This is a genomic window from Chitinasiproducens palmae (assembly GCF_900095735.1).
GTDB lineage: Bacteria > Pseudomonadota > Gammaproteobacteria > Burkholderiales > Burkholderiaceae > Chitinasiproducens > Chitinasiproducens palmae.
Genome location: NZ_FNLO01000006.1, coordinates 106236 through 124016, shown reverse-complemented (window position 1 = coordinate 124016; position 17781 = coordinate 106236). Strand labels below are relative to the sequence as shown.

Annotated in this window: 14 protein-coding genes; 5 read left to right on the top strand and 9 right to left on the bottom strand. The window is 62.5% G+C overall.

The features are described from left to right. The first annotated feature begins 618 nt into the window (after positions 1-618). Positions 619-2202, top strand: a complete 1584-nt coding sequence (locus BLU54_RS11475; protein WP_091908546.1) for an aldehyde dehydrogenase (NADP(+)) — start codon at positions 619-621, stop codon at positions 2200-2202. A 35-nt stretch (positions 2203-2237) separates the two neighbouring features. On the opposite strand, the gene BLU54_RS11470 is transcribed toward BLU54_RS11475, so the two are convergent. From BLU54_RS11470 to BLU54_RS11430, 9 genes are all read right to left on the bottom strand, one after another. Next, positions 2238-2960: a GntR family transcriptional regulator gene (locus tag BLU54_RS11470; protein WP_091908233.1), complete on the bottom strand. Its 723-nt coding sequence runs from the start codon at positions 2958-2960 to the stop codon at positions 2238-2240. A gap of 81 nt (positions 2961-3041) precedes the next feature. Further along, positions 3042-4277 (bottom strand): metal-dependent hydrolase family protein, encoded by a 1236-nt coding sequence (locus tag BLU54_RS11465; protein WP_091908231.1) that lies wholly within the window; start codon positions 4275-4277, stop codon positions 3042-3044. A gap of 43 nt (positions 4278-4320) precedes the next feature. Further along, positions 4321-5319, bottom strand: coding sequence for a 4-hydroxyproline epimerase (locus BLU54_RS11460; RefSeq protein WP_091908229.1), 999 nt, complete (start codon positions 5317-5319; stop codon positions 4321-4323). Between the two features lie 121 nt (positions 5320-5440). Then, positions 5441-6343, bottom strand: a complete 903-nt coding sequence (locus BLU54_RS11455) for a dihydrodipicolinate synthase family protein (protein WP_091908227.1) — start codon at positions 6341-6343, stop codon at positions 5441-5443. Positions 6344-6404: 61 nt separating this feature from the next. Continuing rightward, positions 6405-7679: an NAD(P)/FAD-dependent oxidoreductase gene (locus tag BLU54_RS11450; RefSeq protein WP_091908225.1), complete on the bottom strand. Its 1275-nt coding sequence runs from the start codon at positions 7677-7679 to the stop codon at positions 6405-6407. Between the two features lie 57 nt (positions 7680-7736). Continuing rightward, a complete protein-coding gene (locus BLU54_RS11445; RefSeq protein ID WP_091908223.1) occupies positions 7737-8879 on the bottom strand; it encodes a branched-chain amino acid ABC transporter substrate-binding protein in 1143 nt (380 codons plus the stop codon). 158 nt (positions 8880-9037) lie between these two features. Further along, positions 9038-9583: a GAF domain-containing protein gene (locus BLU54_RS11440; protein WP_091908221.1), complete on the bottom strand. Its 546-nt coding sequence runs from the start codon at positions 9581-9583 to the stop codon at positions 9038-9040. A 9-nt stretch (positions 9584-9592) separates the two neighbouring features. Then, positions 9593-11005, bottom strand: coding sequence for an MFS transporter (locus BLU54_RS11435; RefSeq protein ID WP_091908219.1), 1413 nt, complete (start codon positions 11003-11005; stop codon positions 9593-9595). A gap of 469 nt (positions 11006-11474) precedes the next feature. Continuing rightward, positions 11475-12488: an Ldh family oxidoreductase gene (locus tag BLU54_RS11430; protein ID WP_328586122.1), complete on the bottom strand. Its 1014-nt coding sequence runs from the start codon at positions 12486-12488 to the stop codon at positions 11475-11477. A 531-nt stretch (positions 12489-13019) separates the two neighbouring features. Here BLU54_RS11430 and BLU54_RS11425 point away from each other — a divergent pair. The 4 genes from BLU54_RS11425 (at position 13020) to BLU54_RS11405 (ending at position 17663) form a co-directional block, all read left to right on the top strand. Continuing rightward, on the top strand, positions 13020-13538 hold the full coding sequence (locus BLU54_RS11425; protein ID WP_139169657.1) for a hypothetical protein: 519 nt from the start codon (positions 13020-13022) through the stop codon (positions 13536-13538). A gap of 102 nt (positions 13539-13640) precedes the next feature. Further along, positions 13641-14300 carry a GntR family transcriptional regulator gene (locus BLU54_RS11420; RefSeq protein ID WP_091908216.1) on the top strand — a complete coding sequence of 220 codons (660 nt, stop codon included), beginning with the start codon at positions 13641-13643 and terminating at the stop codon, positions 14298-14300. A 715-nt stretch (positions 14301-15015) separates the two neighbouring features. Beyond that, on the top strand, positions 15016-16563 hold the full coding sequence (locus BLU54_RS11410) for a Rieske 2Fe-2S domain-containing protein (protein WP_091908212.1): 1548 nt from the start codon (positions 15016-15018) through the stop codon (positions 16561-16563). Positions 16564-16649: 86 nt separating this feature from the next. Continuing rightward, positions 16650-17663 (top strand): PDR/VanB family oxidoreductase, encoded by a 1014-nt coding sequence (locus tag BLU54_RS11405; protein WP_091908211.1) that lies wholly within the window; start codon positions 16650-16652, stop codon positions 17661-17663. Positions 17664-17781: the final 118 nt, after the last annotated feature.

Here is a 17781-nt window from a genome sequence, read left to right as displayed (position 1 = left end):
CCAATCTCGTGGCCACCACGAAATCGACCTGATCTCCGGTGGCCAGCGTGTGATGCGGCCGCTCGTCCGCGACAGGCTGCTTGCAAACTTCCGAACCGAGGCGATCGACACCCCGGAACTGTACGCTCATGCGTTCGTAACTGGCGAATCGGACCGTCGATCTCGTCCGGCCGCATCGCTGCGAGCGCCGTTGGCATAGAACGGGGTCGCCTGCGGCTGGGCGCTGGCAGCTGGGACGTGGACAAGGCGGCGATGAAGCCGTGACGGGAGCTGTGCCGCGTCTCCGACTGCGCGGCCAGGCCATCGTGCGCGCGGGAGCAAGCCGGATCGGAGCTCAGAGCGACGGCTGTGCAGATGCAAGGCTTGATGGAACAGCAACGAAGGGTATTGCCTGCGCCTGGCGGAGTCCGACCGGGCGTCCGCGCACACTCGACCACGCTTCGCTGCATCGCCGGATGGCCGGCACACACATATAATCGAGCGAGAATATTGTATCCAGGATACTATTCGTCATCCAGCTTTTGTAGTTTCAAGGCAAGGCGGTTGGCGCGTCGCCGCGCGGACCTGCCGCGTCTCCCCGGACAAATTCGCGTCACGCTTCGCAAGGACACGCATCCGATGCAACTCACCGGTAATTTGCTGATTGGTCGACACTCGTTCCACGGGATCAACGGTTCGATCGACGCCGTCGACGCCGCGACAGGTGAGCGCATCACGCCTCCTTTCGGGGGGGCGAGTCTCGTCGATCTCGACCGTGCGTGCGCACTCGCGTGGCAGGCGTTCGATCTCTACCGCGACACCGCGCTGGCAGCGCGCGCGAATTTTCTTGAGACGATCGCGCAGAACATTCTCGACATTGGCGACGAGCTGATCGAGCGGTGCATGACCGAAAGCGGGCTGCCGCGCGCGCGGCTCGAAGGCGAACGCAGCCGTACCGTCGGCCAACTGCGTCTGTTCGCCGGTGTCGTCCGCGTCGGCGATTTCCTCGGCGCGCGCCTCGATCCGGCTCAGCCGGACCGAAAGCCGCTACCGCGCGTCGACTTGCGTCTGCGTCAGATCGGGGTAGGCCCCGTCGCGGTCTTCGGCGCGAGCAATTTTCCGCTGGCATTCTCGGTCGCCGGCGGCGACACCGCCTCGGCGCTGGCCGCCGGTTGCCCGGTGATCGTCAAGGCACATTCCGCGCATCCGGGGACGTCCGAACTCGTCGGTCGCGCGGTGCAGAAGGCGGTGAACGATTGTGCAATGCCCGAAGGCACGTTCTCCCTACTGTTCGATAGTGGTCGCGAGATCGGTCAGGCACTCGTCACTGATCGACGCATCAAAGCGGTCGGCTTCACCGGCTCCCGCAGTGGCGGCACAGCGCTGATGAACCTCGCCGCGGCCCGCGCCGAGCCAATCCCGGTGTACGCGGAAATGAGCAGCATCAATCCGGTGTTGCTGTTTCCTAATGCCCTGAAGAGCCGCGCAGCAGACCTCGGTCGCGCGTTCGTTGGTTCATTGGTGCTTGGTGCGGGACAGTTCTGTACCAATCCGGGATTGGTGATCGCTGTCGAGGGTCCCGAGCTCGACGCGTTCGTGGCGGCGGCATCGACGGCGCTCCGGCAGACGCCTGCTCAAACAATGCTCACGCCGGCCATCGGAACGGCGTACGCCAGCGCGGTGGCGAAAACTGCGGGACACCCGAAGGTGACGATGGCGGCGCGTGGGCTCGAAGCAAGGGCCGTCAATGAAGGCCAGTCCGCTCTGTTCGTCACCGACGCCGACAGCTTCCGCGATCATCCCGAATTACAGGAAGAGATCTTCGGCGCGGCGGCATTGATCGTGCGATGCCGCGGCATTGACGCGATGCGCGAACTCATCGAATCGCTTGAAGGGCAGCTGACGGCGGCGCTGCACATCGACGAAGCCGATTACGCCGACGCAAAGGCCTTGCTGCCCGCGCTCGAGCGTCGAACCGGACGCATCTTGGTGAACGGCTTCGGGACGGGCGTGGAAGTGGGACACGCGATGGTACACGGCGGTCCCTTCCCGTCGACCGCGGATGGCCGTTCCACATCGGTCGGCAGCCTGGCAATCAGTCGTTTCTTGCGACCTGTCTGCTATCAGGACGTTCCTGCTCCGCTGCTCCCCGACGCGCTGAAGAACGACAATCCGCTGGGGTTGAACCGCCGCATCGACGGTGACCTGCGCATGGCGAAGTAAGACAAGACGCGATGAAGTCGCGTGCTTGCGCCGTCCTATCGCGACATCACCGCTTCGACGACAGCCATGATCTGTTTTGACGCGGTCTTTACGTGTTCTTCCAGCAGCTTGGCGCCGAGCTTCACATCGCGAGATCTGCAAGCCTTGATCATCGCCATGTGCTCTTCATGCGACTGCTCACGAACAGGCACCTGGACCGCCTGGAAACGAAAGTAGCGGTCACTGCGATCGTGCAACACGCGCAGCATTTGGAGCGTGATTTCCTTTTGCGCCGGCAAATACAGCGTCTCATGCAGACGCCAGTTAAGCTGGCCCCAAACGCCCGAGTCGGCTTTATCCATCTCCTTGACCAGACGCTCGGCCTTGCGGATCTCCGCTTCGGTGATGCACGCTATCGCTTCCGCGAAAATCCATGGTTCGAGCCTGAGACGAATGTCGAACGTCTCCTTTACCTCGTCGACCGATAGTTCGGCGACATACGCGCCTCTATGCGGGACGCTGGTCAGGAGACCTTCCGCCGTCAAACGCGTGATCGCCTCACGAACGGGCACCCGGCTTACGCCGAGTTCGTCGGCGAGCGCCTCTTGGCGAAGCACTTCCCCGGGAGCGTACTCGCCGCTAAGGATTCGCTGCCGCACTGCTGTCGTCACCAATTCGACCGTGGTGGGTCGAACAATCTTTCGCGTCGTCTCTTCCGCGAGGACTTCGCTGGGTGCTGACGCTTCGTTGCTGCGTCGTTTGGCGGCGGCCTGGCGCATGAAAGTTCAGGACTTAGGATACATTAGCCATAGTAGCATGTTCCGTTCGCCAGGATACAGAATCCAGTCAGAGAGGTTTCGTCAGGACAGTGTTTCACGTACCCATGCGCCACCCTTCATCACCCCGACGATACGCTCGCCTTGACCCGTCAATACCCCGATGTCCTGTAACGGGTCGCCGTCGACCACTAGCAAGTCTGCACAAGCACCCGCCGCCACCACGCCCAGCTTGCCCTGCTGCCCGACAATCTCGGCGCCGATCGCCGTTGCCTGGCAAATCGTTTCAAACGCGCCGAGGATATCCGAGCGAATGCGCAGCTCGTCACTTTGAAACCGATGCATGTTGCCCAGCAGATCGGTGCCAAGCCCCATCTTGACCCCGTGCCGCTTGAGCAATTCAAGCGCCTTCAATCCCTGGATTCGAACGTTCTCGTTCTTCGCCAACGCGCTCTCCGACACCCCCGCTTCGGCGCCGACCTTGCTCATTGCGTCGTAGGTCACCAGCGTCGGGACCGCGAATGCGCCGTGTTCGGCCATCACCGCCGCAGCTTCATCGTCGATCAGATTGCCGTGTTCGATCGTCCGAACGCCGAGCCTGACCGCGCGCGCAATGGCTTTGCCGGTATAAGCGTGCGCCATCACGTACGTCTGGTGCGACGTCGCTTCCTCAACGATCGCTTTGATTTCATCGACGGAAAACTGCAGGTTGCCGATCGGGTCGGTGGGCGACGCGACGCCGCCGGAAGCCATGATCTTGATGTGGTGCGCACCGGCACGCATCTCTTCGCGAACGGCCTTTCGCACATCGTCTACACCGTCGACAATGCGCCCGATCGCGCCTAGATTGCGATGGCATCCGCAGGGGTCCGGATTCGAATCGTCGAAGCGCTCACGGAAGTCTCCGTGTCCGCCGGTCTGCGACAACGCCTTGCCCGCGACAAACAACCTCGGCCCGGCAATCACGCCTTCCTCGACTGCGCGCGAGAGGGCGTAGTCGGCGCCGCCCGCATCGCGCACGGTTGTGAAGCCGCGATTGAGCATGTCGTGCAAAATGGGCACGGCCCGCAGGACCGCGAAAGTGTTGGGTAAACGGCCGTTGTTGCCGAGGTGCGCGACAGAAGCGATAACGTGCGCGTGGCAGTCGATCATGCCGGGCATGACCGTCTTTCCGTCAAGGTCGATCACCTGCGCGCCGTCTGTCGACACCGGCTCAAGCGTGACGTCCTTGATGACATCTCCGTCGACAACAATGGCGTACCGCCCCGTGTCGCGCTCGTGGTTGACGTCTAGAACGCGCGCGTTCTTCAATATCAGCATTGGATTTTCCGAGAATGTATGGCGTGATCGAGCGCGTCGGTCGTCACTTCAGCAAGAAGCCCCTGGCCAACGGGTCCCGGTCGTCGACGAAGATGGTGTTGTGCCCCGTGACGCGCGCCCAGCCTTCGATACTTGGCACAATGCCGTCGTGCGTGCCCACTGTCGCCGTCGATTCGGGGATTCCGTTGAACATCGTCCCGATAATGCTTTCATGGACGAAGCGCTCGCCAATGCCGAGTTTTCCCTTGGCGACAAGCTGTGCCATGCGCGCGGAGGTACCGGTGCCGCAAGGGGAGCGGTCGATGGCCTTCTCACCGTAGAAAACCGCGTTGCGCGAGCTTGCGCCGTCGACCGTCGGCTCGCCGGTCCACATCACGTGGCTCAGGCCCTTGATCGCCGGCGTTTCAGGATGGACAAACGAGTATTTCTCGTTCGCTTTCCGACGAAGGATGGGACTCAGCCGTTGGATGTCCGACGGCTTCAATTGGTGCAGACCGGCGTAGGCGGATTGGGGCTCGACGATCGCGTAAAAGTTGCCACCGTAGGCCACGTCGAATCTAACTTCGCCGAGTCCGTCCACCTCGACCGATAGATCGGTGGCGTACAGAAACGACGGAACGTTGATGAGCCGGACCGAGTCGACGTGGTCGCCATCCATCTTGTAGCGCGCGATGACGAGGCCAGCGGGCGTTTCAAGGCGCAGGACGCCAGCCTCTCGAGGGCGAACCAGACCATTCTCGATGGCGGTCGTGACGGTTCCGATGGTGCCGTGCCCGCACATCGGCAGACAACCGCTGACTTCGATGAACAGAATTGCCACGTCACAGTCAGGACGCGTCGGAGGGTACAGAATGCTTCCCGACATCACTTCGTGCCCGCGCGGCTCGAACATGAGCGCCGTGCGAATCCAATCGAAGTCGCGCTCGAAGTGGGCTCGTTTCTCAAGCATGTTGGCGCCTTCGAGTGCGGGCGCGCCTCCCGCGACGACACGAACCGGATTCCCACAGGTATGCCCGTCGATGCAGAAGAATGTCGATTTCATTGCCGTACCATCAAATTGTTTTACGAGGTCGCGCGACGCGCGCGCAACGGCTGCCCGCGTCGCCGGTCGGTGTGCTCGCGGCGGTATCGGCCGCGAAGCGACTCGCGGGCAGGTTGGCCGATTACCGCGCCAACGCCTGCAGATCAGTCATCGTCTTCTCGACGATGGCGACCACTTTCTTGCGCTCTTCGCCTTCGAGCTTTAGGCGCGGCGCCTTGACGTGCTCCGGGTAGCCCGCCGTGATGTTTTCCGCCAGCTTGATGTACTGAACCAGCTTCACATGCGTGTCCAGGTGGAACAGCTCGATCAGCACGCGGTAGAGCTTGCGTGCCGCCTCAAAGTTACCCGCGACTGCCAGGTCGATGAGTTCGACCGACGCCTTGGGCACTGCGTTGGCCATGCCCGACACCCAGCACTTGGCGCCCAGGGCCACCGATTCGAGCACCAGATCGTCGACGCCGCAGACCACGTTCAGGCGACCTTCGAAGCGGCTGAGCAGATCCGTGACGCGTGTGGTGTCGTACGACTCTTCCTTGATGGCCGTGATGGTCGGCTCTTCGAGTAGCGCTGCCACCACGTCCGGGGTCAGGTCGACACCGTAGCCACGCGGGTTGTTGTACAGCAGGATCTCGAGCTTCGACGCCTTCGCGATAGTCTTGTAGAACGCGATCGTTTCACGGCTTTCCGACTTGTACGTAAGACCTGGAAAAACCATCAGGCCTCGCACGCCGAGGGCTTCGGCATCCTTCGCGAACTGAACGGCGGCCGCCGTGTTCGTTTCCGCGAGACCAGAAATGACCGGCACGCGACCGTCGACGGTTTCGACCGCCAACTTCAGGACCGTGCGCTTTTCTTCCGGCGTGAGCTGTGCGTTCTCGCCGACCATGCCCATCATGACGACGCCGCTCACGCCATTCTCGATGAGGCGATGCAAGCCCGCCTTGATTGCGTCGTGGTCGAGCGAGCCGTCGTCCTTCAGCTTCGTGGTGACCGCGGGAAAAACACCTTTCCATTCAACTGCCATGACACACCTTTAGATAGTAGTGCGGGACGCCCGCTGCAAGATAGAGGTCGCGGGGACCCCGTTAATTCCGAAAGCGACTGATCGAGTAGGGCTCGAGGTTGATTCCGGGTGTACGGCCGGCAAGCAGGTCCGCGACAAGCGCCCCTGTGGTTGCCGACTGCGTGAGACCAAGATGCCCATGGCCGAACGCATAAATGACTGACGATGCGCGGGGCGAGCGACCAATGACTGGCAGCGAATCCGGTGTCGCCGGCCGATGACCCATCCACTTCACCGCGCCGGCGTCGTTGATGCCGGGCAGGAAGCGCTTGCCGAGGGCCAGCAACGCGTCGCTGCGCTTGTAGTTCGGCGGCGCCTTCAAGCCCGCGAACTCGGCCGCGCCGCCAATGCGCACGCCAATGTCGAGCGGCGTGGCGACGAACTTGCGCTCGGCGAAAATCACTTCACGCGACAGACCGATGCCATGCTCGGGCAACGTCGTGTTGTAGCCCCGCTCGCTGTCCAACAAGACACGGTCGCCGATCGACTCGGCCAGGGCGGCGGACCAAGCCCCCGTCGCGACCACGATCCGGCGCCCCCGGATGTGCTCATCGGTGTCCGTGACTGCGGCAGGCGCAAGCGAAGCGGACATGTCGAGGCGCGTTACCGTACCTGAAACGAAGGTCGCGCCCAGCGCGCGGACGCGGTCGCGCAACTGTGTCACGAGTTGCTTCGGGTCACCGATGTGCGACCAGTCTTCCAGAAACACGCCATGCCGAAAAACCGGTGCGAGCGACGGCTCGAGCGCTTGCACCTCGGCCTGCGAAAGGGCTCGCCAGCGCACACCCAGTTCACGCTTGAACGTCCATTCCCGCTGGTCGGCGGCGAAGGCTTCGTCTGTCTCATAGACCGTCATGGCGCCGCGACGGTACAGCTGTTTCATCGCACCGATGTCTTCGAACATCGGAACAATGTCCTGGTAGACGCGGTCGTTCAGTTGCGCCAGCGCGAGCGAGATGGCTCGAAACCGCTCCTTGTTTCCACAGCGCTGAAACGCCACGAGCCACGGCAATGCCGAAGGCAGATGCTTCCAGTCGAGCGACAACGGGCCCAGCGGGTCGAACAGCCACTTCAACGCCTTCGTGTACATACCGCTCACGGCAATCGGCGTGGTCTCGGTGACCGCGATGCCACCGGCGTTCCCATGCGATGCGCGATCACCTTCGAAGTCGCGGTCCACCATCGTGACGGTCGCGCCTTCGCGCAGTGCCGACCATGCGCAGGAAAGGCCAACGATTCCGCCTCCCACGACCACTACGTCGGAAACCTTCGATGAAACTTCAGCTTGTTGAGTCATGTCGTGCCGTGAGGGTTGCCCGCGACTGGGCGGCGCTGCCGCGCCGCATGGCATCGCTTACTTCGAGCCAAGTACGGTCGCGGGCGTCCATTGCCCGTTCTCGCACTTGTAGACGGTGATGATCGCATCACGCAGGTCGCCATATCGGTCGTAAGCGAAATGCTCGCTCGTCACACCCTTCATGTCGGTTTTCGCAAGCACCGGCAGGTATGCCGCCGGATCCGACGAGTTGGCCTTCTGCATCGCTTGCATCATGGCCATCGCGCCGTCGTAGGTGTAAGGCGCATAGGTGGTGGGCTCCGAGCCAAACTTCGCCTTGTAACGCCGCGTAAAGCCGGGGCCACCGGGCATCTTGTCGAGCGGCAGGCCCGCGAGCGAGACGATGGCGCCCTCCGCCGCCGGACCCGCTATCTTGATGAACGCTTCGGTCTTCGACATCTCACCGGACGCGAACGTCGACTTGATGGCGAGGCTGCGCGCCTGCTTGAGCATCGGCGCCGACTGCGCGTCCGCGCCCGCGTAGTAGATGAGGTCAGGGTGCTTGGACTTGATGACCGTCAGAATGCCGCGAAAGTCGACGGCCTTGTCGGAGGTGAATTGGCGGTCGACGATGGTGCCGCCGGCCGCCTTCACGGCTGCTTCGAACTGCTCGGCCAAGCCCTGGCCATAGGCAGTGCGGTCATCGATGAGCGCGACGCGCTTCGCCTGAAGCGTCTCGACGACGTATCGACCCATGACGCTGCCCTGCTGCGTATCGGAAGTCATCATCCGAAAGGTTGTCTTGAAGCCTTGACGCGTGTAGGCCGGCGCGGTGGCGGTCGAGATCTGTGGAATGCCGGCACGCGAATAGACGGCCGACGCCGGGATCGTCACCCCCGAATTGAAGTGGCCCAACATGCCCTTGATGCCGTCGTCGACGAGTTTCTGGGCAACAACGGTGCCGGCTTTCGGATCGGCCTGGTCGTCGAGCGCCTCCAGTACGAATTTCGTCTCCTTGCCATCGACCTTGGGCCTCGTCGAATTGAAGTCGTCGATTGCAAGTTGCACACCGGATGCGAAGTCCGCGCCGTACTGGGCTTGCGCCCCCGTCATGGGCGCTGCGAGCCCCAGCTTGACGGATTGCACGTCGGCAGCATGCGCGCTGAATGACAGTGCCATGGCACCCGCCGCGGTAGTGAAGCATGTGATGTGACGGTTCATGCAAATCTCCTGGTGGCCGAAAGGTCCTGTCAAAGACGAATCCCGATGAGTAAATTGGATCCAATATCCAAGAGTTTGGTGTATGTTGCCGCCCGCCGTCTCTTCTGTCAATCGACACTTGCGCACGGAAACACGCGCTGCGTGCTCCGCATCGCCCCTTACACTTGCTCCATGTACGCCGGATCGGGCAGTCCGCGCAAACGCGCTGCCTCGTCCTTGAGCACGGACGCTGCAAGTTGGCCGAACACTGCCGCGAGTGCTTGGTCAGCATGGTCGTACGCGCCCGCTGCGTCTAGAAGGTTCAGGGTTCCTACCGTCACGCCGCGCGTGCGCACAGGAATGTTCAGCACGCTCTCGCATCCGATCGACCACAGCGTTTCATATTCCGAGAACACCGACTTTATGTCCTCGCGATTCGATCCGATCAGAAGCTCGCCACGCACGAGAACCTGCTCTGTCCATCGACTTTGCGTCACGCGCTTGATGCCTCCGACTGGGTTGATGTCCGGCCGGTTGCTGTAGAGCCGACAGAGGCGGCGCGAATCCGTGTCGAACGCCAGCACCGTGAAAAGCCGTTGGCCGAATACTGCCGTAAGCGACGTTTCTAGCGTCTTCCAGAACGCTTCGCTGGAATGATTCTCTCGCAGTGCTTCGGCAACGCGTTCGAGAGCCGACAGCGCCGGCGATTTGCCGTTCCGTTCCATATGCGCCTCTTACCTGACTGTTTTCAGACGATTGACGTTTCCATCGGCGCTACCGTCGCCGTACTCTTCCGCCGTGATTTCCTCCAGCGTCTTGCCACTGGTGGACACACCTAAAAAGATGACCGCGAGTGCGCCGAACAGCAGGATGGCGGTCGTTATTCCGAAGACACCGGCGAAGCCCCAGATCGGATAGACATACCCGACGAGCATCGGAGAACAGATTGCGCCGATTCGACCGAATGCCGACGCGGTACCCATCCCGGTCGCCCGCAAGTGCGTCGGAAACACCTCAGGGGTATAGGCGTATTCGCCCGCGTTCACACCATTCATCGCGAACGACATGAAGATCGACGCCATGACGACCGACGTGTCGCTGGCGGCGTTCGCCAGCCAGATGCCCGCCACACACGCAAGCGCCATGTAGGTGACGATGGTCGCCTTTCTGCCAAGCTTCTCGCAGAAGTAGGCCGACGAGTAATACCCCGGAATTTGAGCCAGGTAGATCAAGATCGAAACTGAGAAGCTCTTCGTGATGGTCATGCCACGCTGCATCAGCAGGCCAGGGATCCACACGAAGAACGCGTACGAGCAGAAGGTGACCGAGAGCCACAGGCACCAGCTCATCAGTGTCGTCTTCGCCATCGGCGGCTTCCACAGCAGCCTCAGGTTGCCGAAGAACGAACCGGAGTGGCCATGCGTGGCGGCCGCGTCGCCCTCGACCGGCGTCACCGGCGCGAGTGTGACGCCAGTGCGCTCGACCTGTTGCTCGATGTCCGCAACCACTGCTTCCGCCTCGGCGTGCCGTCCCCGAATTTCGAGCCAGCGCGGCGACTCGTGCAGCGAACGTCGCCACCACAGAAGCACGATCACCGGCAGCGATACCAGGACCAGGGCGTAGCGCCAGCCTTCCGGGCTCAAAGGAATCACGAAGTAACCGATCAGAGCCGCTGCGACGAAGCCGAACGAGAAGAAGCCGGCGAGCGCGCCGGTGAACGCACCGCGATAGCGATTGCTGACGAATTCGACGAGGAACGGCGCGATAATCGCACCCTCTGCGCCCATGCCGATGCCGGCAATTGCGCGCAGGGCCGCGAATGTGTGCCAGTCGCTCACGAACGCGTTGGCAAATGTCATCACGCAGAAGAAGGTTAGCGCCCACATCATCACGACGCGGCGACCGAAGCGGTCGCCCAACAAGCCCGCAAACAACGCACCGATCAGGAAGCCTACGTAGGTGCTGCTGCCGAGGATGCCCGTCTCGAAACTGCTCAGATGCCATTTGGTTCGGACGACGGGAAGGATGAACGCAATGATCGCCGCGTCGATGGCCTCGAACATAAAGCCCAAGCCACCCATTACAAGGAGCTTGAAGTGGAAGCGACTGAACGGCAGCCGTTCGAGACGTGCGGCAATCGGAGACATACGAAACTCCCTATCGGAGACGAGGCCGCACGGAGCGGAGATATGAAAACAATATCCTGTATCCAAAATCCTAAGTCAAGACCCGGTTCGTGCCAATGCTGCGCGGATGGCGCGCGCTTGGCTCAGGCGAAACGCATGGGTGGGGCGCGACCGCGTCGGTGTCGTTGCATGTCGCCCGTTGTCAGGAAGGGCTGGACGCGGGCAACCTGAGTTTCGAAGGCGAGTGTTTGCGGACCGAGAAGATGGGCGGCGCGTCGAGGCGGCAGTCCCATGGTAGTAGTCGTGCCACAGCCGGTAAGTGCGTGATTGCACCCTGGGCCGGCAGTCGCGGTCGATGAACGACATGGCGCCGAAATCCCGTTCCGAGGCGCCGGGCGCACGGGATGCCGGATACGCGGCTTCGCTTGATCGGTCGGGGCTGATAGCGCGGCGACGTCAGTCGAACCAAGCTTGGCACGATGTCCGCTTGTCAGGCAGGAATGAGCGCTTCGACGTCCGCGAGAAGTTGCGCCGATACGAATACACCGTTCGTCTCGCTTCGTGCCCGCGCCTCGAATCGACGCTGGGATGGCAGGCGGGCACCTTGACCGACGATTGCAGCGAATAGTTCCTCGGCGTATGCGTCACCTTCGGCGCGGCGGCCCGCCCCGAACACTTCGGGGTCGAACGCAATAAGCAACTCTCCGTGGCAGGGCGTGGCCCCAGCGCCTTCGTCGAATTTTTGCGACTCGATGGAAGTAAGGTCACCGATAAGCGAGCCTGCGAGCAATTCGACCATGGCAGCCAACGCCGATCCTTTGTGCCCGCCAAAGGTCAACATCGCGCCATGCATCGCGGCGCTCGGGTCGGTCGTTGGCGCACCGGCCTCATCCACCGCCCATCCCAGCGGGATCGATTTTCCGGCGCGTCGGTGCAGTTCGATGTCGCCACGCGCAATGGCGCTTGTTGCGAAATCGAAGACGAACGGCAGTTTCCCAGGCCGGGGCCACGCAAACGCGATTGGATTTGTACCGAATACGGGCTTCGTACCTCCTGCGGGGGCCACCCAACTATGGCTCGGCGTCATCGCGATGGCGGCCAGACCCTCTGCAGCAAGTGCCTCGACTTCCGGCCACAATGCGGAAAAGTGGAAGCAGTTGGTAATGGCCATCGCTGCAATACCCAGACGTCGGGCGTTCTCCACGAGAACTTTGCTTCCCTGCGCGAAGGCGAGTTGCGAGTATGCGAAATGCGCGTTGACGCGCACGACCGCTGGAGACAGATGAGAGATTTCAGGTCGAGCCCCCCCCGAGAGCTTACCTTTGCGCAGCGAGTTCACGCAGACTAGAAGCCGATAAATGCCATGGGAGTGGCATTCGTCACGCTGGCCCGCCGTGATGACCGTCGCGATCGCCTCCGCGTGATCGTGCGCCATGCCATTGCTTGTCAGCACGCTTACCGCAAGCTCGTGAACTGCCTCAAGGGACAAGTTGACCACGTCCACCGCAACTCCTGATTGGATACAATATTCTTCCAGCTTAGGCGGTGGCCGCGTTCGGGTCAACCGTCGAGACAGCGCCCCGACGCCTGCGCCCAGGCAACGCGCGCGCTATTGCCACTGGTGATGTATGCCTCTCTATTTCGGTGCGGGGAACCTTGCGCGCGGCGGCTGCCATGCCCTGTTCGCGTCGCCGAGCTTGCGTTAGGTTCGGCTACTGCGCGCAATGGGGTGGTCGCCTGAGCGGGCGTCGGTCGACGCGTCAGTACCTCGCGCGTCCAGCCAGGCTCGCCAGTAGTTGATGAGCACTCACAGCAACGCGCGCGACCTCTCAGGCAGCCCAGTCGCCGATGCGAACGCTGCATCGTGAGAAGCGCGGTCGCGGCGATCGGCTTACACGTTTGCACGGATACGTTATCCCGGCGCCGGCGAGTAATGTCCGGGTACAGCATTCACTTGGCGCGCTTCCGGGTGTCGGCGCGCGTCGACGGCCCACCGACAGGCGCGATGCATCTTATGTTGAGACTTCCCGATTTCTTGACTGTCGAGTCTGGCGAAGTGACCGAGCCCACGCCCTCGCTGCTCGGCGACTCGGGCTTCAACGCTTTGCGGCCCGGATCGGCTGGCGGCGATCTCGCGGCATGGGACATCGGCGACGAGATCCCGGTCGCCGGCCGGCGTGCATTGAAGGCGCGCGCCTCGCTCTCCGAAATCAGCGGACTGCTGCGTGTACGCATCGACTCGCCCGTGCTGGGCGGCAGCGACGCGTGGTGGATCCTCGCCCGGGCCGCCGAGGCGCTGGCGTCGCTGGTCGTCAGGGACGCGGGCGGCATCAGCGCCGCCCAGTTCGAGGCGGACAAGCGCTTGGCATTGGAGCAAGCACAGCGTTATCGCGCGGACAAAGCGATCGTTATGCTGCAGGCGCTCAGTTGGGACGACGTCAGGCGCGCGAGACACGCGCTCACGAGTGCGGTGTTGGCGCGGGAACTGGTCAGCTATTGCGAGAATGGGCATGTGCCAGTGTGGCTCGCGGTCGTTCCGCACACGAATGGATGAGGGGGAACAGTCCTGATCGCGCGGGAGGTACGCGGTCCTCACGTTTCGGTTATCGAAAGTGCGATTCTGATAGTATCGGGTATCCAGTTCGAAAATCGAAATATGTCGGCTCAACTCGCCAAGGTTCAGGCTCGTACGGACTACGTCGAAGAGGTCTATCGGATTCTGCTGGACGCCATTAGCGAAGGGTCGATTGCGCCGGGCACGCGCATCGTTCAGGAAGAGATCGCGGAACAGCTGTCGGTGTCCCGCTCGCCCGTGTTGCAGGCTTTCCGGCTTCTCAAGAAGGACGGCCTGGTCGAGGATGCGCCCGGACGGGGCCTACAGGTGACGCCGCTCGACATCGCGCGGGTGGGGCACTTGTATCAATTTCGCGAAGCGCTCGACGGTCTCGCGGCGCGTCTGGCCGCGAGACAGCGCGTCGCGCTAGACGAGTCGCTTATCGCCACCGGCCGGAAGGTGTCGCGTGGCAACGATATCAAGGCGATGATCGAAGCGGACATGGCCTTCCACGGCGCCATCTATGCGGCGTCCGGCAATCCGCTGATCGTCGAAACGGCGCACCTCCAGTGGATGCATCTCCGCCGCGTCATGGGCGCCGTGCATCGGGTCGCGGGCCAGCGAAGAACGATATGGGACGAACACGCGGCGATCGCGAAGGCCATCGCGAAAGGCGATGAAGACCTGGCCGCGAGCCTGAGCGTTCGGCATCTCGAAGCGGCGCGCGAGAATCTGATTCGCAACATGCGCGAGCAGGGCTGACCCCGCGTCTGCCCGGGCACCGTTGCTAACGTACTGCCGGCGCCGCGGACGCGACGGCTTGGGCCGCGAGTGCGCTTTCGAACTGACTGCCGGGCCTGTCCCACAATCCATCCGCGTCGGCTCGCCATTGCATCCCGAAAAAGCCGACAACGCTTGGGGCATAGTCAGTAGTGCGCGACCAGCAGGCTGCCCCAGCGGGTTCGCCGCTCAGCGGTAATTGCCTCTTGTCGTCGTGCATTCCCTGCCGCCAGACGCGTTGATTGCGTAATGCGCGCCACAGGCATCAGCCGCTTGAGCGAACCTGCAACGCCACGGATGTTGTCGTCATGCTGGCGTGCGCAGGACGGGTTCGCGCGGGCCGCATCGTCGCGTATCTCGCGCCATTGTTTCCCCGCATTCCCTGATTTCGCGCTGCCCCCGCGGCACGACCGCGGCTTCTCGCGCCGCGCAGCCGAGCGGTTGCGGGCGCCAGCTTGCAGTCGTTCGACGCCAAGTCGCACGTCGGAGCGTTCCACCCAGACGCGCGGCGCGCGCACCGGCGGTAGCGAAAGCGCCCAACGCCAACGCTTTCTGGCAGCTCGGCGTTAACCCATAGAGACAGCAGCGGCAGCGAAATACTAAACTCTGTATACAGAATTCAGAGCACGGTATTCTAGCGACGCGTGCAACGACAAGAACACCAGTTGGTGGCCCCCTCAATCACCGGAGTACAGGCATGAGTGTCAAATCGGACAAGATGGATGAACAGAAGCGCGCCGGCGGCGCCGGTCCGGTGGCAAAGAAGCTGACGCCGTTCGGCGGCTACTACGCCAACCGCACGCCGGATCACGACCCCGAACTCACCGAGACTGGCCCCGGCACGCCGATGGGCGAATACATGCGGCGCTTCTGGCACCCGGTGTGTATGTCGATGGAACTGACGGACACGCCCCGCTTTCTGAAAATCCTCACCGAGGAGCTGGTCGCATTTCGCGACAAGAGCGGGCGCGTCGGGGTGCTGCATGCTCACTGCGTGCATCGTGGCGCTTCGCTGGAATATGGTGCAATCCAGGAACGCGGCATCATGTGCTGCTATCACGGCATGGTGTTCGACGTCGACGGCGCCTGTCTGCACGTCCCCTTTCCGAAGGGCGAGGAAAAGGAAGCGGAGAAGTATGCATGCTCGATTCGTCAGGGCGCATACAAGGCGGTCGAGCGCAACGGGCTGGTTTTCGCGTACATGGGGCCGCCGGAAGAAGAGCCGCCTTTTCCGGAATGGGAAGGGGACTACACGGTGCTGCCTGGCGACGAGCTGGTGCCGTACAGCAATTTCCAGCATTGCAACTGGCTGCAGGTGCAGGACAACGCCGCCGATAACTATCACCCGACGGCGCTACACGCCGGCAAGAATGTGGTGGACGGTCACTATCAAGGCACGACTTTCGACGAAGTGGGCGCCGCCTCGATGGAAGTGGCGCCTGACATGAACTTCGTTCCCGTGCAGAGCGGTCGCAGCCTGGCGTGTGCCGGCGCGCGCCGTGTCAACAAGGACCGGCTTTTCGTGCGCGTCCAGCACCAGGTGCTGCCGAACCTCAGCCTGCACGCGTACACGTCCGAGGACGGCTCGAAGAAGAAGTTTTTCAGCCGCTTCCACATCATCCGCTGGACGGTTCCGGTGGACGACGAGAACAGCAAGATGATCGGCTGGCGAGTGATGGGGCCGGGTATCGACACGCGCGGCGTGGGCCACAAGGAGATGGTCGGCTACGAGACGATCGACTTCCTCGAGGGGCAGGTTGCAATGCGTCGTCCAGAACGCTTCGGCAAGTACAAGCTCGAGGACATGCCGCCGATCCCCACCAACCATCGTGAGCGAGCCATCTACAAGGAGGCTCAATACGCGCCGGGCGACTACGAGGCCATCATCAGCCAGCGACCGATCGCGGTCCACGCGCTGGAAAATCCGACCAAATTCGATGCCGGCCTGTACCAATTCCGCAAGATGCTGCGCGATGCCGTTCGTGGCAACAACGCCGCATCGTCGGCGCACGGCTTTGCCGAATGGTTCCGCGAACTTGGTGGCGCGCCGAACAGCTTTTGTTCGGGCAATGTCTTCGAAGTCGAGGAGGGTGCCACCGTCGAAGAGGAGGTGACGCGGCGGCGCAAGGTGCTCAAGTCGGTCGTCCAGATCCTGACCGAGAGCGACGGCATGAAGGGCGCTGAACGCGCGGACTTCGTGCGCGACAGGTTCGAGGCGCTCGAGCAATCGCTGAAGCGGGCCTGACGCGCGCCTGCAGAGCCGCAGCCGCTTGCACGCCAGCGTTGGCCGGGCGCGGCGGGCGGCGGTCGAACGCCAGGGAGGAAGCGTATATGGACACGGTGTTGGAAAGGATGGAAGCGGTACAGGACATCGAGGCGGGCACGCTCGATGTCCGGGTCAAGCAGATTCGCTACGAGGGCAACGGCATCAACTCCTATGAACTGACGAGTCCGAGCGGGAAGATGCTGCCGCCATTCGATGCCGGCTCGCACATCGACGTTCATTTGAAAAATGGCGTCATCAGGCAGTATTCTCTTTGCAACGCTCCCGCGGAGCGACACCGATACGTGATCGCCGTGCTGAAGGATGCGGGCGGGCGGGGCGGCTCGCGGGCAGTGCATGAGAGCCTGCATGCTGGCGACATTGTCACGATCAGCATCCCGCGCAATCACTTCGCGTTGGCTGCCGGCGCCAGAAAGGTGATTCTCATTGCGGGTGGCATCGGGGTCACACCCCTGAAGGCGATGGCGCACGAACTGGAAATGCGCCACGTTGACTTCGAAATGCACTACTGTGCCCGCAGTCCCGAAGCAGCGGCATTCGGGCCTGAACTGGAAGCGATGCGGCGTGCCGGCAAGGTGCACTATCACTTCGATGATGGCGACGATGCCAATCGCCTTGACCTGAAACGGTTGCTGCTCGAGCCCGCGCCCGACACGCATGTCTACTATTGCGGGCCAGGCGGTTTCATGGCGGCATGTGCCGACGCTGCCAGCCATTGGCCAGCCGGCACCGTTCATTTCGAGCACTTCAAGGCACCCGAGAAACCCAGGCGCGAGGCAGGCGAAACCGCCGAGCGGGCGGCCGGTTGCCAGGTGACGATTGCAAGCACGGGACAGGTCCTGCACGTCGGTCCCGACCAGAACCTCGCCGACGCACTGAACGAGGCGGGTGTCGAAGTACCCACGTCGTGTTGTGCCGGCCTGTGCGCGACTTGCAAGGTGCGCTATCGCGACGGCGAGGTCGAGCACAACGACTTCATCCTCAACGATGACGAGCGCGACGAATTTCTGACTGTGTGCGTTTCGAGACCTGCCGGCCCGACGCTGACCCTGGATCTCTAGCGATAGCCTGCAACGAGTACGGAAAAGTGCTCGCCGTACCAAAGCCGCAGCGACCGGATCGTCGCATGCGGCAGCGCTTTCGCGATACGCGCTCCTCGGAGGTGGTTCATGGCAACGA